A 25574-nucleotide genomic window follows, 5' to 3' on the forward strand; every position below is an offset into this window, starting at 1 on the left:
GCAACACTGATTCGCGAGGCTGTATGACGTCCACCCGCCGCCCTTCGTTCGACCTCTTGTCCGGCGTGATGGCGTTCGGGGTCGTCGTTGCGATCGCGGCCCTGGCCTATCCGGCGTTTCGGGACAATCCGATTTCGGCGCCGGGGCTGGTGCTGATCCTGACCGTCGGCGCGATCGCCCTGATCGGTCTATTCGGCTTCCGCCGGGCGGCGGACGCCAAGCCGAGCAGCGACGCGGCCATCGAGGTGCTGGACGCCATGGCCGAACCGGCGGCGCTAGTGTGGGATTCAGGGCAGATCCTGGCCTTCAACGCCGCCTGGTCCGAGGCCAACGGCGCGACCGGCGCCCTGCCGCGCGGCAAGTCGGCGCAAGCGCTATACATGGCCTTCGCCCAGGCGCGCAAGGGCGAGCCAGGCCGCGCCATCGTCATGATCGGCCAGCGCGAGGTCGAGGTCGTGATCGGCCAGGCGGGCGAGGGCCGGTTCCTGATGCGCGCGGCGCGGGACGCCGTCCTGCCCATCGCCGCCGCGCCTGTGCACACGCCCGCTGCTGCGGCGACCGGCGAGGCGCGGGCCATGGCCGCCGGGGCGCCGTTCGGCTCGGCGGTGATCGCTGGCGACGACCTGTTTTCCGGCCGGGCGGAAGAGGCCAATCCGGCGCTGGCGGTCCTGACCGGACCGGGGGCGGCGCGCGATGCGGCCTTTGGGCATCTGTTCGATCCGGGCGGCATCGCCGAGGCGCGGCTGAAGCTGGCGGGCGGATCGTCGGGGCCGATCGAACTGGTCGCGCGGGCCTACCCCGACAAGATGCTGCATCTGTATGTGGCGCCCGAAGGCGACAAGCGGCGCATCTGGCTGTTCGACGTGTCGGGCCAGAAGTCGATGGAACTGCAGCTCAACCAGGCCCAGAAGATGCAGGCCGTGGGCCAGCTGGCCGGGGGCGTGGCGCACGACTTCAACAATCTGCTGACGGCGATCCAGCTTCAGCTGTCGGGTCTGCTGGAACGGCACCCTGTGGGCGATCCGTCGTACGAGGGGCTGAACGAGATCCGTCAGACGGCCATTCGCGCGGCCGATCTCGTGCGCAAGCTGCTGGCCTTCTCGCGCAAGTCGACGGTGCGGCGCGAGCGGCTGGACCTGGGTGAACTGGTGGGCGAGTTCGCCATCCTGCTGCGGCGGCTGCTGCGCGAGGACGTGCGGCTGGAGACCGACTACGGCCGCGATCTGCCGGTCGTGCTGGCCGACAAGTCTCAGCTGGAGACGGCGGTGATGAACCTGGCCGTCAACGCTCGCGACGCCATGCGCGGCGTGGTCGAGCCGGGCGCCGGCGTCGTCACCATCGCCACGCGGCGCCTGACGGGCGACGAGGCGCGGGCGCTGGGCTGGGTCGATGCGCCGACGGACGAGGTGGCCCTGATCGAGGTGTCGGACACCGGACCCGGCGTGCCGCCCGAACTGGCGGACAAGATCTTCGAACCCTTCTTCACCACCAAGGCGGTGAACGAGGGCACCGGCATGGGCTTGGCCACCGTCTATGGCATCGTGCAGCAGGCGGGCGGCCATATCACCGTGAGCAATATCGAGGGGGCAGGCGCCGCCTTCCGCATCTTCCTGCCGGCGGCCGGCGAGGCGGAACTGGCCGAGGTTCAGCCGGTCGAGGTCAAGGCCAAGGCGCCGCGCGACCTGTCGGGCGCCGGCCGCATCCTGTTCGTCGAGGACGAGGACGCCGTGCGCGGCATCGCCGCCCGGCTGCTGCGCCAGCGCGGCTATGAGGTCATCGAGGCCGCCGACGGCGAGGAGGCTCTGCTGCTGGCCGAGGAACACGCCGGCCAGATCGACATGATGATCTCGGACGTCATCATGCCGGGGCTGGATGGGCCGTCCTTGCTGAAGAAGGCGCGCAAATATCTGGGCGACGCGCCGGTCATGTTCATCTCGGGCTATGCCGAGAGCGACTTCTCGGACCTATTGCAGGACGAGACGGGCGTGTCCTTCCTGCCCAAGCCGCTGGACATCAAGACGCTGGCGGAACGGGTGAAGCAGGAGCTGCACGCGGGCTGATCGCCCGCATGAAGGGCGGTTTCAGGCGGCGCGGCGAAGCGCGGACGGCGCCTTGACATAAAGGCCCCGGCGGCCGTTCACGGCGCGGAAGGCGACCGTCTCGCCTTCCAGACTTTCGTCCACGCCCAGAAGCAGGCAGCCGTCATCGACCAGGCGGCGCTCCAGTCCGTCCAGCAGACGCGCCCGGCGCGACGGGTCCATATCTGTCATGACATTGCGGCAGAAGATCACGTCGAAACGGGCGTCATCGGTCGGTTCGTCCAGCAGGTTGGCGCGACCGAAACGCACGGCGTCGGCCAGTTCGGCCTTGACGATCCACTGGTCTTCCCGTGGTTCGAACCAGCGCAGCATTGTCTTGGCCGTGAGCCCGCGCTGAATTTCGAAGCCGGTGTAGAGGCCCGAGCGCGCCTTCTCGATCACGCGCTGCGACAGGTCGGTGGCGACCAGATCGACATCGACGCCGATCTCCCTGGCCGCCATGGCGATGGACCAGGCCTCCTGGCCAGTCGAACAGCCGGCCGACCATATCTTGATCCGTCCGTCGGGCCGCGCCTTGGACAGAGCCGGCAGCAGTTCCGTTTCGAGAATGCGGAAAGGGGTGCGGTCGCGACGGAACCAGGTCTCGGCGTTCAGCAGGGCCTCGATCACCGACCAGGCCAGCGAGGCGACCGGATTGGCCCACAGGTTCGTCAGCAAGGCCTCGACATTGGCGTAGCCCTCGCGCCGCGCGATCGGACCCAGCCGGTGTTCGGCCAGATGGATGCGATCCCGCGACAGGCGATAGCCGGCGCGGGTGGCGAGAAGGGACTGCAGCTTGTCGAAGTCCTCAGGCGTCATGCGGCGATCGCTCCGACCTCCGTCAGCTTGGACTGCAGGATTTCGCCGTCGAACGGCTTCATCACATAGTCGTCGGCGCCGGCGGCCAGGGCTTCGGCGATCCGCTCTGGGCGGGTCTCGATCGTGCAGAACAGCACCTTGGGTTGCTTGCCGCCCGGCATGGCGCGCAGACGACGCAGGAAGGTGATCCCGTCCATCACGGGCATGTTCCAGTCCACCAGCAGGACGTCGGGCATGGCGCCGGTGCAATAGGCCAGGGCCTCGGAGCCGTCCGCCGCCTCATCGACCTCATAGCCCAGACCCTCGACGATGCGACGCGCAACCTTGCGGATGATGCGGCTGTCGTCGACGATCAGGCAGGTTCGGAAGTCCAAGGTCGATCCCTCAATGACACGACGGCTTTCGCCCGTGGCGCATGGACTGTTTTTATCTCAAACGCCAGTTAATGAGTCGTTTGGAAACGCTTCAGGCGGGCATTCGCGCGACCAGTGAGACCTTTCCGTCTTCAACCTTGACGCGTAGAGCGCCGCCGGCCTCGTTCACGGTCAGCCACAGCCAGTAGGGCTGGATCCACTGGCCGGCCAGACCCTCGACCAGGCGTTCGCCGGCGAGACCCGTGACGGCCTCGGGCTTCAGCCGGGCGCGGGCGCCCTCGGCGAAGCCTTCCAGATAGAGCAGGCCGTTTTCCACCCGCGACTGAATGGTGGCGACGCCGCCCATCGGCAGGGCGCCGACGGTCAGATAGGCGAGGTTTGTCAGGGCGCGGGCCTGGGGCTTGGTGAACTCGCCGTCGGCGATGCGCCAGTCCAGCGAAGCTCGGCCGCCCTGGACCATGCCGGACACCAGGCCTTCGATCTCGCGGGCGGTGAACGTCTCGCTGGTCGTGGCGGCGCCGAAGGCGACGCGGGCGAAGTGAACCAGGGCGACCATCTTCCTGGCGCTCTGTTCGATCAGGGCCAGGGCATCGTCGCGCATGTCCTGGGCCGTCGGGTCCTGCATCAGGTCCAGGCCGGAGACGATGGCGCCCGAGGGGCTGATGAAGTCATGGCACAGCTTGGCCGCGATGTAGGTCGCCAGCTCCGTCCCATCGACCGGGAGGTCCAGCGGAGCGGCGTCTGTGTCGTGGGGGGAGGTCATGATGTCTGGCGCGCTCAGGTCACAGTTCGTGTCGCGCGCGAAGTTGGAGTGATTTGCCGGTTCATGGAACCGCCCGGATGGTCTATCGACCCGCCAATGACGACCTCCTCCACACCCGCTCTAGAGCGCGATCTGACGTCCGGCGCGCTGTCCCTGGCCATCGCCGAGATCGCAGAGGAGGCCGCGCGGCTGATCCTGCCCTATTGGCGCGCAGGCACGGCGGTCGAGGTAAAGTCCGACGACAGCCCGGTGACCCAGGCCGACCGGGCGGCCGAGGCCCTGATCCTGGAACGGCTGGCGGCCCTGTATCCGGGCGTGCAGACGGTAGCGGAGGAAGCCGTGTCGGCCGACGGCGCGCCTGAGGCGGCCGAGGACTGGTTCTGGCTGATCGATCCGCTGGACGGCACGCGCGGCTTCGTGCGCGGCGGCGAGGCCTTCACCGTCAATATCGCCCTGATCCATGACGGCTATCCGGTCGCGGGCGTGGTGACGGCGCCGGCGACGGCGACGACCTGGCGCACCGACAAGCCCGAGGGCGGCGCCTTCCGGCGTCAGTTCGGCGCCCTTCAGGCCGGCGAGGCCCATTCGGGCGAGGACTGGCGCCCGATCCGGGTGCGCGACCGGCCGCAGGAAGGCATGGCCCTGCTGAGCCACAGCGTCACCGACGAAGAGGCGACGCGTCTGGCCGCCCGTCACGGCTGCTCGCGCTGGCAGGGGACGGACTCATCGCTGAAGTTCTGTCTGATCGCCGAGGGGCGGTTCGACGCCTATCCGCGCACGGGGCCGACCTCGGAATGGGACACCGCAGCGGGCCAGGCGGTGCTGGAGTCCGCCGGCGGTCGGGTGCTGGCCGATGACGGGCAGCGGATGGCCTATGGCAAGACGCGGTTCCTGAACGGCGCCTTCGTCGCCATGGGCGGCTGAAGTCTAGGCTCTCAGGAGCGCCTCGGCGCGATCGGCGAGGGCGTCGACGCCCATTTCCCGCGCCGTCATCGCCGCCTCGCCCAGGATCAGCCCAAGATCGGTCGGGACGACGCCGCCCAACCGATGCCGCGCCAACATGATCTCGGCCATGCCGATCTGGTCGGCGGCCCAGTCGAGCGGCGTCGCCGTCGCCATGCGCGCGCGAAGGCGGGTCTCCAGCGTCATCAGGGCGGTCAGATTCTTGACCGCCTCGGCCAGCGCCACCTCACGCGTGATGCGGCGCTCGCGCGCCAGGGCGCCGATGATCAGCTCGCCGCCCTGCGTCAGGGTTTCGGCCTGGGTCAGCAGCATCAGCGGCTGAGCGTCGTCGCCGACGCGCAGCACCTGGATCGCGGCCCAGTCCAGCGGGCTGTGATCCGGGGTGAACTGATCGGCGGCGGCGTCGAACATGATCCGCCCCTGACTGCGGGCCTCGTCATGCCCCGCGATAGCCGCCAAGGCCGACAGGCCGGCGCCGCACAGGGCCAGGGCGCGGGCGCGGGTCAGGGGGCGATGGTCGGGGGAGGCGGCCTCGACCAGGGCGCCCAGGTCGCGGCCGGCCTGATCCAGCAGATGCACGTCGCGCTGGACCACGCCCATCTCCAGCGAAAGGGCCGCGCGATCCATGCGCAGATCCATGTCCTCGGCGTCGTCCCTGCGCACCGCCTCATCGATCAAGGCAGCCGCCTGATGAAGGCGGGCGATGTCGCCGCTCAGCCTGGCCGTGCGGACCGTCAGCCGGGCGTGAAGCGCGGCCATGCCGACGGCGATGCGTCGGCTGCGCGGCTGTCCGACCGCCGCAAGGGTCGTCGCCGCGCGGTCCAGACGGGCGGGATCGCCGCACAGATCAAAGCGCAGCATCAGAACCGCCGCCTTGGCCATGGCGGCCCGCGCGACCTGATCCTCGCCCACGGCTGAACGCACCAGGCTGTCGGCGCAGCGTTCGGCCCGGTCCAGACTGTCGGCGGCGCCGGTGCGCCGGGCGTGTTCGCGCCACAGGGCGCAGGCGCGGTTCTCGGTCTCGAAGGGACGGGCGCAGGAGACGCGTCCGGCGTCCGTAGCCTCGCGTCGCGCCTCGGCGCGCAGCAGATCCGCGCCGATCAGTTCGACCCAGCCCAGGTCTTCGCTCTCTCTCGCCTGGGCGAAGAGTTTTCGAAGATCACGGCCGAATTCGAACATGCTGGACCTCGGTTATCCCGCTTCGGGACGCAGACTGCGTCACCTGCGGCGTCCAATGCAAACGCAGCGCCGGGAATGCGGTTCGGCTTGGCCTTAAGCCGGCGCCCTAATCGAGTTTCGGCGTCTTCTGCTGGCAGCGTTGCAGATTGGCGCGCGCCTCGGGCGCCTCGGCGTTGAGCTGACGCACCGCAGTGATGCGCGCGCGGGTCTGATCGGCCTCGGCGGTCGGCGCCGCCTTGCCCGCCGCCGTCGCGGCCTGCATGGCCGCCAGGGACCAGTAGAGCGCGGCGTCATATAGCCGACGCCCCTGCGCGCTCTCTCCGCCTTCTAGCTCCGACGCGGCCTGGGTCAGGCCCGCACAGCGCACCGCCTCCTCATACGAAACCAGCCCCACGGAAGGGGCGGCCTGCAGCATAAAGACGGTGCTGGCGAGGGCGAGAAGCGTCGACATGACTTCAGAATGGCTCAGCCGCGTGACCAAAGGAAGTCGTTTGCGGCGCCGGCCTTAGCCGCGTTCCTTCGTCTTGGTGAAGGCGATCTTGGGGAAGCGTTCGCCGACATAGCCGGTCTCCCAGCTCGACTTGGCCAGGAAGACCGGGGCCTGGTCGATGTCGCGGGCCATCTGGGGACGGTATTTGCCGCTGAAGTCCTCCACGTCCGCGTCGGAGCCGTCCGAGCCCGGAGCGATCCAGCGCGCCTCGGCGTAGGGGGACGGCTCGAAGACCACGTCCAGGCCGTACTCCTCGCCCAGACGGTCGGCCATGACCTCGAACTGAAGCTGACCCACGGCGCCGACGATGAAGTCCGAACCGATTTCGGGACGGAACAGCTGGGTCACGCCTTCCTCGGCCAGGCCTTCCAGCGCCTTCTTCAGGTGTTTGGCCTTCAGCGGATCCTTCACGCGAACCCGTTGCAGGATTTCCGGCGCGAAGTTCGGCAGGCCCGCGAAACGGACCACGCCGCTCTCCGACAGACTGTCGCCGACACGCAGCACGCCGTGGTTCGGAATGCCGATCACGTCGCCGGCGAAAGCGTCGTCGGCCAGTTCGCGGTCCGAGGCGAAGAACATGATCGGCGCATTGACCGACAGGGACTTGCCTGTGTTCTGCACCTTCAGCTTCATGCCACGCTTGAAGGCGCCCGAGGCCATGCGGAACATGGCGATCCGGTCGCGGTGGTTGGGATCCATGTTCGCCTGGACCTTGAAGACGAAGCCGGTGACTTCGTTCGATCCCGGTTCGACCTCGGTCTCGACGGGGGCGGGGGCGTTGCGGGTCTCGGGCGGCGATTCCTTCTTCGCCTTCATCACCTTGGGCGCCGGGGCCCAGTCGCCGATGGCCTTCAGCAGTTCGTCGATGCCGAAGTGGCGAAGCGCCGAGCCCCACAGCACCGGCGTCATGTGACCTTCTAGGAAGGCCTGACGGTCAAAGGCCGGATAGCCGCCCTCGACCAGTTCGACGGCCTCGGCGAGGTTCTCCTGCTCGCCCGCCTCGAAATACTGCGCCGCCTGGTCCAGCGGCAGGGCGGCGGGGTGTTCGGGATCCTCGGCCGAACCGGCGGCCTTGCGGGTATAGGGCTGGAACCGGCCGGTGCCGACCTCGACCATGCCGCGCAGGCGATTGCCGCTCTCGGCCGGCCACCAGATTGGGGCGGGGTCCAGCTGAAGGCGCGACGCGATGTCGTCCAGCAGGGCCATCGGGTCCTGGGCCTCGCGGTCCAGCTTGTTGATGAAGGTGATGATCGGGATGTCGCGCAGCCGGCAGACCTCGAACAGCTTCAGCGTCTGCGGCTCGATGCCCTTGGCGGCGTCCAGCACCATGATGGCGCAGTCGGCGGCGGTCAGGGTCCGATAGGTGTCTTCCGAGAAATCCTCGTGCCCAGGCGTATCGAGCAGGTTGAACATCTTGCCGTCGTGCTCGAACGTCATGACCGAGGCCGAGACCGAGATGCCCCGCTCCTTCTCGATCTTCATCCAGTCCGAACGGGTGCGCCGGTTCTCGCCCCGCGCCCGCACGGCGCCGGCCGCACGAATGGCGCCGCCGGCCAACAGGATGTGCTCGGTCAGGGTCGTCTTGCCCGCATCCGGGTGGGCGATGATGGCGAAGGTGCGACGGCGCGCCGCTTCTTCAGGCAGGGTCAAGGAGGACATGGCGCGCGACTAACCCGCCGCGCGCCGAAAGTCACTCACTGGCGGGAGATGGGGCGGATTCCGGCGGTGTTTGCGGAGGGGTTTCCGGCTCCGACTCCGGTTCGCTGATCTGTGGCGTTTCGGCGTCTTGCGTAATTTCCGGCAAGGCCTGGCCCTTTTCGATGGCGGCGATCATGCCGCTTGCGAAGATGGAAGCGGCGCCGCCGTGGGGATTGTTCGCCACCGGTTTCAGCACCGCGATCGCCTCTTCCGGCTTGCCGGTTTTCACCAGGGCGTCCGCATAGGGGAAACGCACCGCCGCCAGTTGAGGGGCGCGATCCAGCGCCAAGCCTAGGGTCAGCAGATCGTTTTCGTTGGGATAGCCGGGCTGGGTCCGGCGAAGTTCGGACAGCAGCATCAGGGTGCGGTAGTCGTTCTGACCGGCTGCATAGGCGCGAGAGAGATAGCTGCGCGCCTGGACCCGCAACGCCTGAGCCTGGTCGTCGTCTTCGGCCTCGCGCGCTTGTTTGAGCCGCTCCTGCGCCAGGAACTGCAACGCTTCGACATGGTCCGGATTGATGTCCAGCAGGCGTTGAAGCGCACGTTCGCCGGCGGGGCGATCGCCGAAATGGAGACCGGCATGGCCGGCGGCGAGCAAGGCCAAAGGATCGTCGCCATGCTGGGCAGCCAGCCTGGCGACCTCTTGGCCCAAGGCCTGGCGATCTTCGTCGGGGACGCCGATCTTGAGCCGTTGATTGATGAGCAGAAGATCGTCGGCGGCGGGCGACAGTCGCGTGACGACGATGTCGGCCGTTGGAAACTGGCCGCTGAGCGTCCTGCCCATCAGGCGACCACGGGTGTAGCGTCGAAGCGCGACCTGAAGGTCACGCAACGACATTCCGGTTGCGGCCTCCATTGCAGGCACAGAATCCTCGCCGCCCGAAACGCGCTTCAGATAGTCTTCCAACTGCTCCAGGCGCGCAGGATCGCTGATGAACCAGTGGGTCAGCAGCCAGGCGATCGGATAGTAGGTCGCTTTTTGACTCTCGGATCGAACTTCACCCGGACGCTTGGTCAGCAGGACATCGAGCGGGATCCAGGTTTCGGCCATGATCCAGTAGGCGCGGTTCTGGTTGAACTGGCCGAGTTGAACTTTCCGATCTCGGACGTCGATGTCCGCGGTCATATAGTATTCGGCAAAGCCTTCGACGAACCACGCCGGGTAGGACCCAGGGAAGTTGCCCAGCATGAAATGGTGGGCGTATTCATGCATCAGGATGTCGTCGCCTGACATCCCGCCGTCGCCGTCGCCCCTGATGGCGACCGCAAAGATATCCTCTTCTGTCGGGAAGTAGGTGCCCATCGTGTTTTCACCGCTCTGCGGGTGCACACGCGTCAGACCTCGGCGACCGCCGACGAGATAGATCGGCATCTTGCGCTGCGGCTCATCCGACATCGAGCCGCCGTGTCGGACCTGCATGACACGATCGAAAATCTCGAGTTTCTGAACGTAATCGCGCAGGGCGCGCTCGCCGCCGTCGCTATAGACGATGAAGCGTTCGCTTTCAGCCCGCAGCCAGTCCGCCCGCGCCGGCAGGGCCGTTGCGGCCAAAACGAAAGACCCCAGCGCCGCAATGGCGCTGGTTACAACACTCAAACGCATACAATCAGTCCCGAACATCTCTTGGGCGCAAGGGTGCAACTTCCACGCGCCGCCGTCCAGCGGATAGGTCTAAAGCAAATAACCCCTCGCCATGAAGGGCTATCGGAGTCATGCTCGGTTCTGGAGGAGACGATCAGGCCGTCAGAGTCCGACGCTCCCCTCCCGGATCGATCCGGGATCATAGGGAAAGGACAAGGACGATGGCTGTCATCCATCCGCAAGACCGTATCGCCCATGCGCCGCGTGAGCGGGCGCCGCTGCATCCGGCGGTGGGGCTGGTCGTCGGCTTCGGCTTCATCGTAGCCGTGGCGACGCTGGTCCATGTGGTGTTCAACGCCGTCCTCTGACGGCGTTTCAGGTCGCGATCAGGCGGCCAGGCGGTTCCAGACGGCGCGGTCGGCAGAGACGGCGTCGAGGCGACGGCCCTTGGCCTGAAGCTGGCGCATCACCTGTTCGGGCAGGGTGCAGAAGCGCGGCTCGACCAGGTCCGGATTGCAGGCGGCGGCCGGCGCCGCGAACAGGGCGGCGTTCACGTCGGGGCTGCGCTCGGCGATCAGCCAGGCCAAGCGACGGGCGCGTTCGGGATCGTTGCGGTGAAGCAGTGGGTCCTCGGCGAACAGTTCGCAGCCCAGTTCCAGCAGATAGTCCAGACCCAGCTTCTCGAACCGGCGCGCGTCGGCGGGCGTGACCGGGCAGGCCTCGTCCAGGTCGAACACGACGTCGTTCAGAAGAAACAGCATGGGCGAGACGCTCGACTGACCGGACGCCAGTTCGTCCGTAAGCTCACAATAGGCGCCGTCGCTTGCGGTCCCGTTCACGGACGCGGTTAAGCGTTTGTGACCAGCCGGCTGTCGCCCTGGACAAAAAGCGACGGCGATGACGCGACGTGACCCTTGCGCCGGTGTCCGGCCTCGGCTTACCTGATCACGCATTGTTACAGGCCGGCGTCGCGCCGGAGAGAGGCCGTCATGACGACCCATGAAGATCGCGCCGGGCTGAAGGTCGCGGGCGAATTGATCGCCCTGATCGAGCAGGACGTGCTGCCGGGGCTGGGGCTTGATGCGACGGCCTTCTGGAGCGGAGCGGCGGCGATCTTCGAGCGGTTCGCGCCCGAGAACCGGGCGCTGCTGGAACGACGCGACGCCTTGCAGGCGCAGATCGACGACTGGCATCGGGCGCGGCGGGGCCAGCCCTATGATGTGGCGGCGTCGCAGGCGTTTCTGAAAGAGATCGGCTATCTGGTCGAGGAGCCGGCGCCGTTCACGATCGGGACTGAAGGCGTGGACGCCGAGATCGCGCGCATGGCCGGGCCGCAGCTGGTCGTGCCGGTGCTGAACGCCCGCTTTCTGCTGAACGCCGCCAATGCGCGGTGGGGCAGCCTTTATGACGCGCTTTACGGCACGGATGCTTTGGGCGACTTGCCGGCCGGCGGCGGCTATGACGCGGCGCGCGGCGCGCGGGTTGTGGCGCGGGCCAAGGCCTTTCTGGACGAGGCGGCGCCGCTGGCGGAGGGATCGCATACGGATGTCGCCGGCTGGTCGGTGATCGACGGCGCGTTGTCGCCTGCGCTGAAGGATGCGGGACAGTTCGTCGGCTTTACGGGCGAGGCCAGCGCGCCCGCCTCGATCCTGCTGGTCAACAATGGACTGCACATCGAACTGGTGATCGACCGCAGCCATCCGGTGGGGCGTAGCGATGCGGCCGGTCTGGCGGACGTGGTGCTGGAATCGGCCCTGTCGACCATCGTCGATCTGGAGGATTCCGTGGCGGCCGTCGATGCGGCCGACAAGGCCGAGGCCTATCGCAACTGGCTGGGTCTGATGCGCGGCGACCTGTCGGCGACGTTCAAGAAGGGCGGCGAGACCCTGACCCGCGCTCTAGAGCCGGATCGCCAGTGGACCACGCCGGACGGGTCCTCGGTGATCCTGAAGGGGCGCAGCCTGCTGTTCGTGCGCAATGTCGGGCATCTGATGACGACCCCGGCCATTCGTCTGGCGGACGGGTCTGAGGCGCCCGAGGGAATCATGGACGCAATCGTGACCAGCCTGATCGCCCTGTATGACCTCAAGGGTCTGGGCGGGTTCGGCAACAGCGCGACGGGCTCGGTCTATATCGTAAAACCCAAGATGCACGGGCCGGAAGAGGCCGCCTTCACCGACCGGCTGTTCGATGCGGTCGAGGATCTGCTGGCCCTGCCGCGCCATGCGATCAAGGTCGGTGTGATGGACGAGGAGCGGCGGACCTCAGCCAATCTGGCGGCCTGCATCCAGGCGGTGAAGGACCGGATCGTCTTCATCAACACCGGCTTCCTGGACCGCACAGGCGACGAGATTCACACGGCCATGCAGGCCGGGCCGGTGGTGCGAAAGGCCGACATCAAGTCCAGCGCCTGGATCGCGGCCTATGAGGCGAGAAACGTCGCCATCGGCCTGAAATGCGGCCTGTCGGGCAAGGCCCAGATCGGCAAGGGGATGTGGGCGGCGCCGGACCGGATGGCGGACATGCTGGAGCAGAAGATCGGCCATCCGAAGACCGGCGCGAACACCGCCTGGACCCCCTCGCCGACGGCGGCGACCCTGCACGCGCTGCACTATCATGCGGTCGATGTGTTCGCGGTCCAGAAGGAGGTGGCCGGGCGCGAGACGCCGGGGCTGGAGGCCTTGCTGACCCCGCCGCTGGCGAACGGCGCCAACTGGTCCGAGGAGGAGGTGGCGGCCGAGCTGGACAACAACGCCCAGGGCATACTGGGCTATGTCGTGCGCTGGATCGATCAGGGGGTGGGGTGTTCCAAGGTGCCGGACATCCACGACATCGGCCTGATGGAGGACCGGGCGACGCTGCGGATCAGTTCGCAGCATATCGCCAACTGGCTGCTGCACGGGGTCTGTACGGCCGATCAGGTCGAGGCGGCCTTCCAGCGCATGGCGGCCAAGGTCGATGGTCAGAATGCGGGCGATCCGCTGTATCGGCCGATGGCGGCGGACCCGGAGAACAGTCTGGCCTATCAGGCGGCGCGGGCGCTGGTGTTCGAAGGCGTCGATCAGCCGAACGGCTATACCGAGCCGTTGCTGCATGCCTGGCGGTTGAAGGCCAAGGCGGCTCAGTCCGTCTGACGGGCCCTGGGCGGAGCGAGCGGTTCCGGCATCTCCGCTTCATCGTTGGCCATGACGTCGTCGGCGGCGTCGTTGGCGGTTCGGGCGGGACTTTGCGGCCCGGTCGGTCGCGGCGGTGAGCCGGCGCCGTAGCCGAGGCGCTTCAAAGCCTCCTCGCCGTCCAAGCCGAAGGCGGTGCGCAGGCGAAGATCGGTCTGGGGCACCGGCACCTCGACGCCTGCTGCGTCCAGGGCGTCGGCGATCAGCCAAGTGTAGGCCGCGTGCATGGCCGCCGGGCGTTTGACGGCGTCGCGCGTCGGCCAGACCACCAGTTCGAACGACAGACCCCGATCGCCGAAGGCCACCAGCCAGACCTGGCTCTTGCGGGCCTCCGTCTCGGGCAGGGTGAAGGGGCTGGCGCGGGCGGCGGCCAGAACCGCGTCGCGCACCTGTCCCCGGTCCGAACCATAGGCGACGGTGAAGGGGACATGGATGCGGCGGGTGTCGCCCTTCATCGTCCAGTTGGTGACGGGCTGTTCGATGAAGCGCGAGTTGGCCACCAGGACATTGACGTTGTCGTTGGTGCGGACGCGGGTGGCGCGCGGGCCGATCTCCATGATGGCGCCGCGAATGCCGATGTCTTCGATCTCGATATAGTCGCCGACCGACACCATCCGGTCGAAGATCAGGAACAGGTCTGAGACGAACTCCTTGACCACCCCCTGTAGCCCCAGGCCGACACCGATGCCCAGCGCGCCGGCGAAGACCGTCAGGGACGACAGGTTCAGCCCCGCCGCCGACAGGGCTGACATGACCCCCACGACGATGATGCCGTAGCCGGCCAGACGCTCCAGCAGATAGATCGCCTGACGGCTGCGGTCCGAGCGCTCGCGCACGCGGCGCAGCGATCGTGTCACCAGCCAATGGGCGGCGAAGGCGATCAGCAGGATGACGCCCGCGCTGACCAGACCGCCCAGCGTCAGATTGATCCCGGCGATGCGGGCGATCTGCGACTGCTCGATGGTGTCGAGGCCCAGCTTCTGGATCGGATTGGTCATCAGTTCCTAGAGCGTCCGGCGAACGGTCAAGGTTCCGAACCTAGATGGCGAAGTCCTCGGTCGAGAAACGCCCATCCAGCCAGGCGACGATGCGCTCGGCGGCGTCCTCGGGCGACATGGTGGTGGTGTCCACGACGATCTCGGGGCGTTCGGGCGCTTCATAGGGGCTGTCGATGCCGGTGAAGTTCTTGAGTTCTCCCGCGCGGGCTTTCTTGTACAGGCCCTTGACGTCGCGTGCTTCGGCCACCGCCAAGGGCGTATCGACATGGACCTCGACAAACTCGCCTTCGCCCAGCAGGTCACGGGCCAGGCGGCGTTCGGCGCGGAAGGGCGAGATGAAGCTGACCAGGACGATCAGGCCCGCGTCCACCATCAGTTTCGACACCTCGGCGACGCGGCGGATGTTTTCGACCCGGTCTTCCTCCGTAAAGCCCAGGTCGCGGTTCAGGCCGTGGCGGACGTTGTCGCCGTCTAGCAGATAGGTGTGGCGACCGTCGGCGTGCAGCCGCTTTTCCACCAGATCGGCGATGGTCGATTTGCCGGCGCCTGACAGGCCGGTCAGCCAGATGACGCGGCCTTTCTGGTTCTTGATGGCTGCTCGAGCGTCCTTGTCGACCGACAGGGCCTGCCAATGGATGTTGTGGGCGCGGCGCAGGGCGAAGTGCAGCAAACCCGCTCCGACCGTGCGGTTTGAGATCCGGTCGATCAGGATGAAGCCGCCCAAATCCTTGTTCTGGGCATAGGGAGTGAAGGCGACGGGGGCGTCCAGCGACAGGTTGCAAACGCCGATTTCGTTCAGTTCCAGGCGCTTGGCCGGCTGCTGTTCCAGGGTGTTGACGTTCACCTTGTGCTTGGGCTCGGTGATCGTGGCGCCGACCAGCTTTGCGCCGATTTTGAGCAGGTAAGGGCGGCCCGGCAGCAGGGGCTCGTCGTCCATCCAGACCACCGTGGCCTCGAACTGATCGGCGGCCTCTGGCGGGGCGTCGGCGCTGGCCAGGACGTCGCCGCGCGAGACATCGATCTCGTCGGCCAGGGTCAGGGTGATCGACTGGCCGGCGACGGCCAAGCTCAAGTCGCCGTCGGCGGTGACGATGCGGACGACGGTCGAGGTTTTGCCGGCCGGCAGGACGCGCACCGGATCGCCGGGCCGCACGGTCCCGGAGGCGATCTGGCCGGAGAAGCCGCGGAAGTCGAGGTTGGGCCGGTTGACCCGCTGCACCGGCAGGCGGAATGGGTCGGCCTGAAGAGCGTCGCCGACCTCCAGCGCTTCCAGCAGGCTCATCAGCGGCGGGCCGGCGTACCAAGGCGAATGGGCGCTGGGTTCGGTGATGTTGTCGCCGCGCAGGGCCGACATCGGGATGGCGTCGAAGGCCTGAAGCCCGATCTGGCCGGCGAAGGCGCGGAAGTCGGCGACGATGGCGTCGAACACGGACTGGGACCAGCCCATCAGGTCCATCTTGTTAACCGCCAGGATGACGTGGCGGATGCCCAGCAGGCTGACCAGATAGGCGTGGCGCCGCGTCTGGGTCAGCACCCCGCGCCGCGCATCGATCAGGATGACGGCGGCGTCGGCGGTCGAGGCGCCGGTGACCATGTTGCGGGTGTACTGTTCGTGCCCCGGCGTATCGGCGACGATGAACTTCCGCTTGTCGGTCGAGAAGAAGCGATAGGCGACGTCGATGGTGATGCCCTGTTCCCGCTCGGCGGCCAGGCCGTCGACCAGCAGGGCGAAGTCGATGTCGCCCCCTTGCGTGCCCACGCGGCGACTGTCCGCCTCCAGCGCCGCCATCTGATCCTCGAAGATCATCTTGGAATCGTAGAGCAGCCGCCCGATCAGGGTGGACTTGCCGTCGTCCACGCTGCCGCAGGTGATGAAGCGCAGCAGGCTCTTGTGCTGGTGGGCGTTCAGATAGGCGTCGATGTCGTGGGCGATCAGATCCGATTGGTGGGCCATCAGAAATAGCCCTCCTGCTTCTTCTTCTCCATCGAGGCGGACTGGTCGTGGTCGATCATCCGGCCCTGCCGCTCCGAGGTGGTGGTCAGAAGCATTTCCTGGATGACCTCGGGCAGGGTCGCGGCCGTGCTCTCGACCGCCCCTGTCAGGGGGTAGCAGCCCAAGGTGCGGAAGCGGACCGACTTCATCTGGGGCGTCTCGCCGGGGCGCAGCCGGAACCGGTCGTCATCGACCATGATCAGGGCGCCGTCCCGCTCAACCACCGGCCGTTCGGCGGCTAGATACAGCGGCACGATGGGGATCCGCTCCAGGTGGATGTATTGCCAGACGTCCAACTCGGTCCAGTTTGAGATCGGAAAGACGCGGATGCTCTCACCGGGCTTTTTGCGCGTGTTGTAGAGCCGCCAGAGTTCAGGTCGCTGGTTCTTGGGGTCCCAGCGATGTTCGGCGGTGCGGAACGAGAAGATCCGCTCCTTGGCGCGCGACTTCTCCTCGTCGCGACGGGCGCCGCCGAAGGCCGCGTCGAAGCCGTAATGGTTCAGGGCCTGTTTCAGACCTTCGGTCTTCCACAGGTCCGTATGCAGGGCCGAGCCGTGATCGAAGGGATTGATGCCGCGTTGGAGGGCGTCGGGGTTCTGGTGGACCAGCAGTTCGACGCCCAGATCGGCGGCCGCCTGTTCCCGCATCGCGTACATGGCGCGGAACTTCCACGTCGTGTCGACGTGCAGAAGCGGGAAGGGCGGCCTGGACGGATAGAAGGCCTTCTTCGCCAGATGCAGCATGACGGCTGAATCCTTGCCGATCGAATACAGCATGACCGGGTGCTCCGCTTCGGCCGCCACCTCGCGCAGGATGTGGATGCTCTCGGCCTCCAGGCGCTGAAGGTGCGTCAGGCGCGGCGCGGACAGGGTTGGGTTCGCAGTCAGAATGGCAGTATCCACCGAGGGTCTCCGTCGAGCGGAGGTGACAACGCCAATGTGCGACGTAAGACAAGCGATTGATACTGCCACGTCCTGTGAGATTTCCGATCTGACGGGCAAGAGGTCCAAGAACAGCGTTGTGACGTAGAGGAACCAGGGTCGCGGAAAGCGGCTTATGGCATCAAAACGGAAACGCCCATGTCCAGCCTGAAATCCCTCGCCGCATCCGCCGCCGCCGCGATCGCGCTGGCGGGGTGCGTGACCGCGCCTTCTCCGTCCGAATATCGCGCGCCGCAGCCGGCCAAGCCGGTGGACGTGCAGCGTCTGTGGTCCGGGCGCTGGCACGAGATTGCGCGCCTGCCGGATCGGCTGACCGACGGCTGCGTCGCCGGCGCGTCGATCTATACGCCGGTGGAGGGCACGCGCGTCGATGTGCGCGACACCTGTCAGGTCGGCACGCCGGACGGCAAGGAAAAGGCCATCGGCGGGCGAGGCGAGATCCTTGATCCCGGAATGAACGCAAAACTCAGGGTGAGATATCTGGCCGGGTTCGTGACCTGGGACTATTGGGTGCTGGACCGGGCGGATGACTACAGCTGGTTCATCTCGGCCGATCCGACCTTCAATCGCCTGTTCATCTATACGCGCGACCTGCCCAGCGAGCAGCAAGTGCGCGCCTTGACCGAACGGGCGCGGGCCCTTGGATACGACGTCAGCCGTCTGGAGTTCCCGGCCCAACCGGCGCGGTAAGGATCAAAGGCAATGCGCTCGCCACGGACGGTCTTGTTTGCCTCGACACTGCTCGCGACGGTGATCGGTTTGGGAGCCTGCGCCGGTGGGACAGCCTTACCCGTCGCGGCGGGATTTGGTCCGGACCCGCAACTGCCGGCGCCGCGTCGGGGCTTGCTGCCCACCGTCAACATCGCCCCGGCGTCGAGCTGGCCCGAAGGCGCGACGCCGGTCGCGGCGGCGGGCTTGCGCGTGCAGGCGTTCGCGACAGGCCTAAACCACCCGCGCTGGCTCTATCGCCTGCCCAACGGCGACATTCTGGTCGCGGAGTCGAATGCGCCGCCCAAGCCCGAAGACAAGAAAGGCGGTCTGCGTGGCTGGGTGATGGGCAAGGTCATGGCCAAGGCCGGCGCCGGCGTCCCGAGCCCCAACAAGATCGTCCTGCTGCGGGATGCGGACGGCGACGGCGCAGCGGAGATCAGGACCGATTTCTTGGTCGGGCTGAACTCGCCGTTCGGCATGGCTCTGGTCGGCGATCGGCTCTACGTCGCCAACGCCGATGCGGTGGTGGCCTTTCCGTATCGGAGCGGCCAGACGCGGATCGACGCTGTGGCGACCAAGGTCGCGGACCTGCCCGCCGGCCGCAATCACCACTGGACCAAGAGCCTTGTCGCCAGCCCGGACGGCCGGCGGCTTTATGTCGGGGTCGGCTCCAACTCCAACGTCGGCGAAAACGGCCTGGATGAGGAAGTCGACCGCGCCGCCATCCTGGAGATCGATCCCGCGACGGGCGCACGGCACGTCTATGCCTCGGGCCTGCGCAATCCGGTCGGCATGGACTGGAACCCGCAGACCGGCCAGCTGTGGGTGGCGGTCAACGAGCGTGATGAAATCGGCGACGATCTGGTGCCCGACTATATGACTTCGGTGACGCCGGGCGCCTTCTACGGCTGGCCGTGGAGCTATTACGGTCAGACGGTCGATACGCGTCCGCCCGCCAATCCTGCGATGGTCGCGCGCGCGATCCGGCCGGATTACGCCCTGGGCGCGCACACGGCGTCGCTGGGGCTGACGTTCGGACAAGGCGCGAGCCTGTTGCCGCCAGCCCTCCGCTCTGGCGTTTTCGTCGGCCAGCATGGGTCGTGGAATCGCAGCGTGCGCAGCGGCTACAAGGTGATCTTCGTGCCGTTCGTCGATGGGCGTCCCGCCGGGCCGCCGCAGGATGTTCTGACCGGATTCCTCAACGCCCGGGGTCAGGCTCAGGGCCGGCCCGTCGGGGTGCAGGTCGACCGGCAAGGCGCGCTGCTGGTGGCCGACGACGTGGGCAATGTCATCTGGCGCGTCAGCGGCGCCTGAACCTCGATCATAGAAAAGCCCCGGCCGAAGCCGAGGCTTTCCATCATTCTGCTGAGATCAGTTCAGCGGCTGGACCGTGATCGCCGGAGCGGCGGGCGTGGTCACGACCGGAGCCGGGGTCGAGGCGGCCGGCGCAGAGTTCAACCGGCTGGTGCCCGACGTCGAAGCGGCCGGCGCAGTGTAGGGTTGCGGACCCGCAGGCGTAGCCGGCGTCTCGACACGGGCGGCGGCCGGCCGTTCGACGGCGGGCGCAGCGCGACGGGCCACGGGTTCGGCGCGGCGACCGACCGGCGCAGGCGCGGCGGCGGGCGTCGGAGCCGCAGCCGCCGTGGGCGCGACTTCGGCCGGGGCGGGCGTGACCGGCGCTTGGGCGGTTGCCATCGCGGCGGGCGCGGTCTGCATGGCCGGTGCAGCGGTCTCGGCGGGCTGGGCCGGAGCGGCCTGTTCGCCGCCCATCATCATGGCGACGCCGCTACCCAGCAGCACCACCGCGCCGATCGGGGCCAGGATCATCCAAGTCTTCACCGACTTCTTGGACTTGGTCGTGCGGGCGTAGCGCGGAACGAAGGTCGTGTCCTCAGCGCGGGCTTCGGTATTGGCGTTGGCATAGGTCATAGACATCGTTTCTGTCCTCCATGCCGTCGATCAACCAACCCGCCGTCCCGCAACGCCGTTCCGCGTAAGGCGCAAGAGCCCCGAAGAAACACCGTTTCCGCCCTGAATGCGGCGAAGACCGTGCGTGCGTCCGCCGCATTTGCCGTCAATACGGCAATAAAAAGCAGGGCGGCGCTCTGGATTTCCGCCGCGTCAACCGAACAAATGGATCACGGCCGGACGGCAATTCGTCAGGTTCGCGAAGGATTGCGGACCCTACGGTTGACCCGACCGGCCGCCTTCGTCCATCACCGGACCGGGTGGAACACGCATTGACCGGAGTACGGCGCGCATGGGTTTTGTAGCCAATATCCGCAGGGATGTCCGGTTCGCGCGCGGCCTGTTCCGTCTGTTGAAGCGCATCAAGCCGATCGAGTTGGACAGTGACGTCCTGCTCTGTGACGACTTCGAAGAAGCGGTCGACAAGTTCGCCGACAACATCGCCATCGACGACGGTCAGCGCACCCTGACCTATCGCGACCTGGACGCCATGGCCAACCGCTTCGCCCACTGGGCCAAGAACCGGGGCCTGCGTCGCAGCGACACCATCGCCCTGATGATGACCAACCGGATCGAGTATCTGGCGGCGTGGATCGGCTTCTCCAAGGTCGGCATCGCCACGGCCTTGATCAACACCAATCTGAACGGGCAGGGGCTGGCCCACTGTCTGGCCATCTCCAAGGCCTTCAACGTCGTCGCGGATGAGGATTGCTGGCGTCAGATCGAGGAGGCGCGGCCTCTGGTCGATCACAACTTGGCGCTCTGGGTTCTGGGCCTGACCGAAGATCTGGAGACCAGCGACCGTCGCGGCCTGGACAAGCCCGTGCGCGGCGGGTCTTCGGTGCGGCCGTCCAAATCGGCGCGCGAAGGCCTGACCAACCGCGACACAGCCCTTTATATCTACACCTCCGGCACGACTGGTCTGCCCAAGGCGGCGCGCATCCCGCATTCGCGCGCCCGCACCTATATGCGCGCCTTCGCCGGCGCCACGCGTTCGACGCCCGAGGACCGGATCTTCAACGTCCTGCCGCTGTATCACTCGACCGGCGGCCTGGTCGGGGTGGGCGCGGCGTTGCTGAACGGCGCGCGGCTGGTGATCCGCAAGAAGTTCTCGGCCAGCACCTTCTGGCCCGACGTGCGCTCGTCGGGCGCGACCATGTTCGTCTATATCGGCGAGCTGTGCCGCTATCTGGTCAACTGCCCGCCGCACGAGGACGAGACCAAGCACAAGCTGCGTCTGGCGTTCGGCAACGGCCTGCGCGCCGATGTCTGGCCCGACTTCCAGAGCCGGTTCAAGATTCCTGACATCCTGGAGTTCTATGGCTCGACCGAAGGCAATGTCTCGCTGTTCAACTTCGACGGCAAACAGGGCGCGATCGGTCGGGTGCCGAGCTTCCTGAAGTCGCAGATCAATATCCGCCTGGTCGAGTTCGACGTGGAGACGGAACAGCCGATCCGCGGCTTGGACGGCCTGTGTCGCCTGGCGCGCGTCGGCGAGGTCGGCGAGGCCATCGGCCTGATCGGCAACGACATCCGCCACGACTTCTCGGGCTATGCCGACAAGGCCGCCTCGCAGAAGAAGATCCTGACCGACGTGTTCAAGAAGGGTGACCGCTGGTTCCGCACCGGCGACCTGATGAAGCAGGACAAGGAAGGCTATTTCTACTTCGTCGACCGGATGGGCGACACCTTCCGCTGGAAGGGCGAGAACGTCTCGACCTCAGAGGTCGAACAGGTGCTGATGGACGCGCCGGGCGTAACCGAAGCCATCGTCTATGGCGTGCCTGTGCCGGCCCAGGACGGCAAGGCCGGCATGGCGGCCCTGGTTGTGGAAGGCAAGTTCGACGCCCAGGCCTTCGCCGACCATGTCGAGGCCAAACTGCCCGCCTATGCCCAACCGGTGTTTGTGCGGCTGATCAAATCGGCGGAGACGACCGGCACCTTCAAATACCGCAAGGCCGATCTGGTGGTCGACGGGTTCGATCCGTCCAAGACCGGCGCCGCCCTCTATGTGCGGGGCGGGGCGACGGGCTATCAGAAGCTGACGGCGGCCGGACGCAACGCCATTCTGAAGGGCGAAACCCGGCTGTAACGACTGGGAAGGCGGCGTTCGCGAAACGCCGTCTTAATGATTAATGGCGATAGTCCCGACCTCTCGCGTCAGGATTGTTCGCCTCCATGTTCCAGATCATCGGCATCGTGCTGCTGTTCGGCCTCGTCTTCGGCAGCTACGCCATTTCGGGCGGCAAGTTCGAAGTGATCCTGCACGCCGCGCCGCACGAGCTGATGGCGATCGGCGGAGCGGGCATCGCCGCCTTCCTGATCTCCAACTCCATGCCGGTGATCAAGGGGGCCATGGGCGGGCTGGGCAAGACTTTCGCCGGGCCGAAGTGGAAGAAGCAGGACTATAAGGACCTGCTGTCGCTGCTGTTCCAGTTGACCAAGACGATGAAGTCCAAGGGCGTGGTGGCGCTGGAAAGCCACATCGAAAAGCCCAAGGAATCGACCATCTTCCAGAAGTACCCCAAGGTGCTGAAGGACCATTTCGCCGTCGACTTCATCTGCGACACCCTGCGGATGATGACGATGAACCTGGAGGATCCGCACCAGGTCGAGGATGCGATGGAAAAGCAGCTCGAAAAGCACCACCACGAGCATCTGGAAAACGCCCACGCGCTTCAGAACCTGGCCGACGGCCTGCCGGCGCTGGGCATCGTCGCGGCCGTGCTGGGCGTCATCAAGACCATGGGTTCGATCACCGAGCCGCCCGAGGTGTTGGGCGGAATGATCGGCGGCGCCTTGGTCGGCACCTTCATGGGCGTGTTCCTGGCCTATGGTCTGGTCGGTCCGTTCGCGGCGCGCCTGACGGCGATCATCAACGAGGAAGCCGCCTACTATAAGATCATCCAGTCGGTGCTGGTCGCCCACCTGCACGGCAACGCCGCCCAGATCTCGGTCGAGATCGGCCGTGGCGACATTCCCTCTTCCTCGCAGCCGTCGTTCAGCGAGATGGAAGAGGCGTTGAACAGCATCACCGCCGACTGATCCCGGCTTTCCTGATCTTAACTTGCCCTGCCGCGCGCGGCGGCCCTATCGTTCGCGCCAAGAGACGTTCCGGTCTCGCAAGCTTCGGAGACATCTTCATGCGTATCAAAGCCCTCGTCGCCGCATCCGCTGCGCTCCTGGTCCTGGCCGCCTGCAGCAAGGCCCCGGAAGAAAAGGCCGAAGCGCCGGCCACCGATGCGGTCGAGGCCGCCGGCAGCGCCGAAGAAGCCGCCCTGACGGTGGATCAGGCTGCGAAGGACGCCGAAGCGGCGGCCAATCAGGCCATTCAGGAAGACACCGCCGCCCAGGCCGCCACGACGATGCAGGGCGCCGACGCCTCCGCCGCAGCGCCCGCGCCTGTCGCGCCGGCCGAGCCTGCGCACGGTCCGGCGGCCGCCCACTAGGCCGGGTCGACACCAAAGCCCGAAGAGGCCGCTCCGACCGGAGCGGCCTTTTTCATGTCGGCGACGAAGGTGCTAGAGCCGCGCGATGACGCCTGACGACGACGCCTCGCCCCTGCTGACCTGGACCGAAGAGGGCGAGCCCCGCTCCGGCCGGTTCGGCGACGTCTATTTCTCGCGAGACGACGGCCTGGCCGAGACGCGAGCGGTGTTTCTGGAAGGGTGCGGCCTGCCGGACGCCTGGAGGGGGCGGGATCGTTTCACGGTGGCCGAGCTGGGGTTCGGCACGGGGTTGAACATCGCCGCCCTGCTGGATCTGTGGCGACGGACCCGGCCCGAGGGCGGGCGGCTGCACATCTTCTCTGTCGAGGGGTTTCCGCTGACGGCGGCGGAGGCGGCGCGGGCGCTGGGCGCTTGGCCTGAACTGGCGGAGGCGACAGAGGCCTCGATCGCAAACTGGCCGTCCGCGACGCCGGGCTTCCACCGGGTCGATCTGCCGGGCTTCGACGCCGTGCTGGACGTGGGCCTAGGCGATGCGGCCTGGGCCCTGGAGCAGTGGTCGGGATCGGCGGACGCCTGGTTCCTGGACGGTTTCTCGCCGGCGCTGAACCCGGGCATGTGGTCGCCCGAAGTAATGGCCTTGATCGCCAAACGCTCGGCGCCGGGCGCGCGCCTGGCCACCTTCACCGTCGCCGGAGCCGTGCGGCGGGGCCTGGCCGAGCAAGGTTTCGTCGTCGAGAAGCGCCCCGGTCACGGCCGCAAGCGCGAGCGGCTTGAGGCCCATCTGCCCTCGGCGTTCGAGCCGTCGCCGCCGCCCCGCGTCGCCGTGATTGGCGCGGGGGTCGCCGGCGCATCGGTGGTGCGGGCTCTGAAGGTGCAGGGCGTCCGGGCGATGGTGTTCGAGGACGAGCGCCCGGGCGCGGGCGGCTCTGGATTTCCGGCGGCCCTGGTGACGCCGCGGCTGGACGCCGGCGACCTCGGCATCGCCGCCTTGCACGCCCAGGCGCTGGAGCGGGCGGGCGATCTTTATTCTGCGATCCAGGGCGCCTTAACGGGCCACGGCGTGCTGCAACTGCCCCAAGCGCCGCGCGATGCCGCCCGGTTCGAAAAGATCGCCCGTCAGCCGATCTGGAATGACGGTGACATGGCGGTGCTGGACGAAGAGGCGGCCTCAGCCGTCGCCGGCGAAGCGACGGAGCAGGGCGGTCTGCTGATGAAGGGGGCGTTCGCGCTGCGCCCTGCGGCAGTGCTTTCGACCTGGCTTTCGGACACTGAGATGCGTGCTGAGCGCGTGAAAAGGCTGGAGCGCGCCGACGGCTGTTGGCGGCTGATTGGCGAAGACGACGTGGTGCTACGCGAGGTCGATGCGGTGGTTCTCGCCGCCGGCTGGGGATCGTCCGCCCTGCTGGACGAGTTCGACCAGACGCCGCGCCTGTCGCCCGTTCGGGGGCAGGCGAACTGGATCGACGGGGACGTGACCGTCCACCCCATGGCCTGGGGCGGCTATGCGGTCCCGACGGGCCAAGGCGTACTGTTCGGCGCGACCCATGATCGGGGCGACACCGACACGGCGCCGCGCCAGGACGACAGCGCGCGAAATCTGGCGACCCTGGAAGCGCGCCTGCCGGCGTTGGCCAAGCGCATCGCAGCGGCGGGGGCTGTGCAGCATAGGGCGGCAGTCCGCGCCACGACGCCGGATCGTCTCCCCTTGGCAGGCCCTCTCGATGACGGCCTCTATATGCTCGGCGGTCTGGGGTCGCGCGGGTTTTGCGTCGCGCCCCTGCTGGGCGAACATATCGCCGCCCTGATCCTGGGTCAGCCCTCGCCGCTGCCGCGCGATCTGGCGGCGCGCGTGTCACCCCGTCGGTCTTCGGTGCTGGCGGACGCTCTTGCATCGTCCTCACCCACGCGCGCAGGATGAAGCGGGGGCCTGTTCAGGAGTTGACTATGCATCGTCTCATTCTGTCTTCGGCGGCTCTCCTCGCCGTGTCGGCCTGTGCGCCCTCGCCGGGCGTTGCGACGGCCAGCCGCGCCGACGCCGGCCAGTGTTTCCGGCCCAATCTGGTGCGCAACTTCACCGCCCCGAACGACCAGACCCTCTATGTCCGAACAGCTGACGCCGGGGTGTTCCAGATCGAAACTCCCTTCTGTCGCGACATGACCCGCGCCCTGTCGATCGCGCTGGAACCTGTCGCCGGATCCAGCCGCCTGTGTCCCGGCGATCAGGCCTCACTGCTCAGCCCGGCGACGGGGCCTCAACCCTGCCGCGTGCGCATCGCCAGGAAGCTGACGACCGCAGAGATCGAGGCCCTGCCGTCTCGCGATCGGCCCTGATCGAAAACGCGTTCGGAGCCTTCGGGAGAGATTGAATTCTCGCGCGCGCGGGTATGAAATGATC

Annotated in this window: 23 protein-coding genes; 11 read left to right on the top strand and 12 right to left on the bottom strand. The window is 67.3% G+C overall.

What is annotated here, in order from left to right:
• The first annotated feature begins 23 nt into the window (after nucleotides 1-23).
• Nucleotides 24-2060 (top strand): cell cycle histidine kinase CckA, encoded by a 2037-nt coding sequence (gene cckA, locus VH88_RS12300; RefSeq protein ID WP_045811520.1) that lies wholly within the window; start codon nucleotides 24-26, stop codon nucleotides 2058-2060.
• A 21-nt stretch (nucleotides 2061-2081) separates the two neighbouring features.
• Here cckA and VH88_RS12305 read toward each other — a convergent pair whose 3' ends face one another.
• The 3 genes from VH88_RS12305 to chpT form a co-directional block, all read right to left on the bottom strand.
• Nucleotides 2082-2897, bottom strand: a complete 816-nt coding sequence (locus VH88_RS12305; protein ID WP_045811521.1) for a protein-glutamate O-methyltransferase CheR — start codon at nucleotides 2895-2897, stop codon at nucleotides 2082-2084.
• A complete protein-coding gene (locus VH88_RS12310; RefSeq protein ID WP_017505646.1) occupies nucleotides 2894-3271 on the bottom strand; it encodes a response regulator in 378 nt (125 codons plus the stop codon). Before VH88_RS12310 ends, VH88_RS12305 begins: the two co-directional genes overlap by 4 nt.
• A 91-nt stretch (nucleotides 3272-3362) precedes the next feature.
• A complete protein-coding gene (chpT, locus tag VH88_RS12315; RefSeq protein ID WP_045811522.1) occupies nucleotides 3363-4034 on the bottom strand; it encodes a histidine phosphotransferase ChpT in 672 nt (223 codons plus the stop codon).
• Between the two features lie 96 nt (nucleotides 4035-4130).
• On the opposite strand from chpT, the gene cysQ reads away from it, so the two are divergent.
• Entirely contained in the window at nucleotides 4131-4958 is an 828-nt protein-coding gene (gene cysQ / locus VH88_RS12320) for a 3'(2'),5'-bisphosphate nucleotidase CysQ (RefSeq protein WP_045811523.1), read from the top strand.
• Between the two features lie 3 nt (nucleotides 4959-4961).
• Here the strand turns inward: cysQ and VH88_RS12325 are convergent, their stop codons facing one another.
• From VH88_RS12325 to VH88_RS12340, 4 genes are all read right to left on the bottom strand, one after another.
• A complete protein-coding gene (locus VH88_RS12325) occupies nucleotides 4962-6176 on the bottom strand; it encodes a hypothetical protein (protein WP_045811524.1) in 1215 nt (404 codons plus the stop codon).
• A 106-nt stretch (nucleotides 6177-6282) separates the two neighbouring features.
• Nucleotides 6283-6627: a hypothetical protein gene (locus tag VH88_RS12330; protein ID WP_045811588.1), complete on the bottom strand. Its 345-nt coding sequence runs from the start codon at nucleotides 6625-6627 to the stop codon at nucleotides 6283-6285.
• 54 nt (nucleotides 6628-6681) lie between these two features.
• Complete coding sequence (locus VH88_RS12335) at nucleotides 6682-8325, bottom strand: peptide chain release factor 3 (protein ID WP_045811525.1); 1644 nt, start codon at nucleotides 8323-8325, stop codon at nucleotides 6682-6684.
• 31 nt (nucleotides 8326-8356) lie between these two features.
• A complete protein-coding gene (locus tag VH88_RS12340; protein WP_052689595.1) occupies nucleotides 8357-9967 on the bottom strand; it encodes a hypothetical protein in 1611 nt (536 codons plus the stop codon).
• A gap of 200 nt (nucleotides 9968-10167) precedes the next feature.
• Here VH88_RS12340 and VH88_RS16300 point away from each other — a divergent pair, with 200 nt between their 5' ends.
• A complete protein-coding gene (locus VH88_RS16300) occupies nucleotides 10168-10314 on the top strand; it encodes a hypothetical protein (protein ID WP_167334160.1) in 147 nt (48 codons plus the stop codon).
• 18 nt (nucleotides 10315-10332) lie between these two features.
• Here the strand turns inward: VH88_RS16300 and VH88_RS12345 are convergent, their stop codons facing one another.
• Nucleotides 10333-10707, bottom strand: a complete 375-nt coding sequence (locus VH88_RS12345; protein ID WP_045811590.1) for a hypothetical protein — start codon at nucleotides 10705-10707, stop codon at nucleotides 10333-10335.
• 228 nt (nucleotides 10708-10935) lie between these two features.
• Here VH88_RS12345 and VH88_RS12350 point away from each other — a divergent pair, with 228 nt between their 5' ends.
• Nucleotides 10936-13080, top strand: coding sequence for a malate synthase G (locus tag VH88_RS12350; protein WP_045811526.1), 2145 nt, complete (start codon nucleotides 10936-10938; stop codon nucleotides 13078-13080).
• On the opposite strand, the gene VH88_RS12355 is transcribed toward VH88_RS12350, so the two are convergent.
• From VH88_RS12355 to cysD, 3 genes are read right to left on the bottom strand one after another with little or no spacing between them, the layout of a single operon-like run.
• Entirely contained in the window at nucleotides 13068-14117 is a 1050-nt protein-coding gene (locus tag VH88_RS12355) for a mechanosensitive ion channel family protein (RefSeq protein ID WP_052689596.1), read from the bottom strand. The two genes, VH88_RS12350 and VH88_RS12355, sit on opposite strands and share 13 nt — an antisense overlap.
• Nucleotides 14118-14157: 40 nt before the next feature.
• Complete coding sequence (gene cysN / locus VH88_RS12360) at nucleotides 14158-16071, bottom strand: sulfate adenylyltransferase subunit CysN (protein ID WP_045811527.1); 1914 nt, start codon at nucleotides 16069-16071, stop codon at nucleotides 14158-14160.
• Nucleotides 16071-17012 (bottom strand): sulfate adenylyltransferase subunit CysD, encoded by a 942-nt coding sequence (gene cysD / locus VH88_RS12365; RefSeq protein WP_045811528.1) that lies wholly within the window; start codon nucleotides 17010-17012, stop codon nucleotides 16071-16073. The genes cysN and cysD overlap by 1 nt, the downstream gene beginning before the upstream one ends.
• A 177-nt stretch (nucleotides 17013-17189) precedes the next feature.
• On the opposite strand from cysD, the gene VH88_RS12370 reads away from it, so the two are divergent.
• Together VH88_RS12370 and VH88_RS12375 are read left to right on the top strand one after the other, a co-directional pair.
• Nucleotides 17190-17741, top strand: coding sequence for a lipocalin family protein (locus VH88_RS12370; RefSeq protein WP_052689597.1), 552 nt, complete (start codon nucleotides 17190-17192; stop codon nucleotides 17739-17741).
• A gap of 12 nt (nucleotides 17742-17753) precedes the next feature.
• Nucleotides 17754-19076 carry a sorbosone dehydrogenase family protein gene (locus VH88_RS12375; protein ID WP_045811529.1) on the top strand — a complete coding sequence of 441 codons (1323 nt, stop codon included), beginning with the start codon at nucleotides 17754-17756 and terminating at the stop codon, nucleotides 19074-19076.
• A 57-nt stretch (nucleotides 19077-19133) separates the two neighbouring features.
• Here VH88_RS12375 and VH88_RS16050 read toward each other — a convergent pair whose 3' ends face one another.
• Nucleotides 19134-19697, bottom strand: a complete 564-nt coding sequence (locus VH88_RS16050; RefSeq protein ID WP_156146822.1) for a hypothetical protein — start codon at nucleotides 19695-19697, stop codon at nucleotides 19134-19136.
• Between the two features lie 325 nt (nucleotides 19698-20022).
• Between VH88_RS16050 and VH88_RS12385 the strand changes: the two genes are divergently transcribed.
• The 5 genes from VH88_RS12385 (at nucleotide 20023) to VH88_RS12405 (ending at nucleotide 25510) form a co-directional block, all read left to right on the top strand.
• Entirely contained in the window at nucleotides 20023-21822 is a 1800-nt protein-coding gene (locus VH88_RS12385) for a long-chain-acyl-CoA synthetase (protein ID WP_045811530.1), read from the top strand.
• A gap of 86 nt (nucleotides 21823-21908) precedes the next feature.
• The gene (motA, locus tag VH88_RS12390; RefSeq protein WP_039246359.1) at nucleotides 21909-22775 is read left to right on the top strand and encodes a flagellar motor stator protein MotA; all 867 of its coding nucleotides are present in this window, start codon (nucleotides 21909-21911) and stop codon (nucleotides 22773-22775) included.
• Nucleotides 22776-22873: 98 nt separating this feature from the next.
• A complete protein-coding gene (locus VH88_RS12395) occupies nucleotides 22874-23179 on the top strand; it encodes a hypothetical protein (RefSeq protein WP_045811531.1) in 306 nt (101 codons plus the stop codon).
• Between the two features lie 85 nt (nucleotides 23180-23264).
• Nucleotides 23265-25097, top strand: a complete 1833-nt coding sequence (gene mnmC / locus VH88_RS12400; RefSeq protein ID WP_045811532.1) for an FAD-dependent 5-carboxymethylaminomethyl-2-thiouridine(34) oxidoreductase MnmC — start codon at nucleotides 23265-23267, stop codon at nucleotides 25095-25097.
• 26 nt (nucleotides 25098-25123) lie between these two features.
• Nucleotides 25124-25510, top strand: coding sequence for a DUF6491 family protein (locus VH88_RS12405; protein WP_045811533.1), 387 nt, complete (start codon nucleotides 25124-25126; stop codon nucleotides 25508-25510).
• Nucleotides 25511-25574: the final 64 nt, after the last annotated feature.

This window comes from Brevundimonas sp. KM4 (assembly GCF_000964075.1).
GTDB classification, from domain to species: domain Bacteria; phylum Pseudomonadota; class Alphaproteobacteria; order Caulobacterales; family Caulobacteraceae; genus Brevundimonas; species Brevundimonas huaxiensis.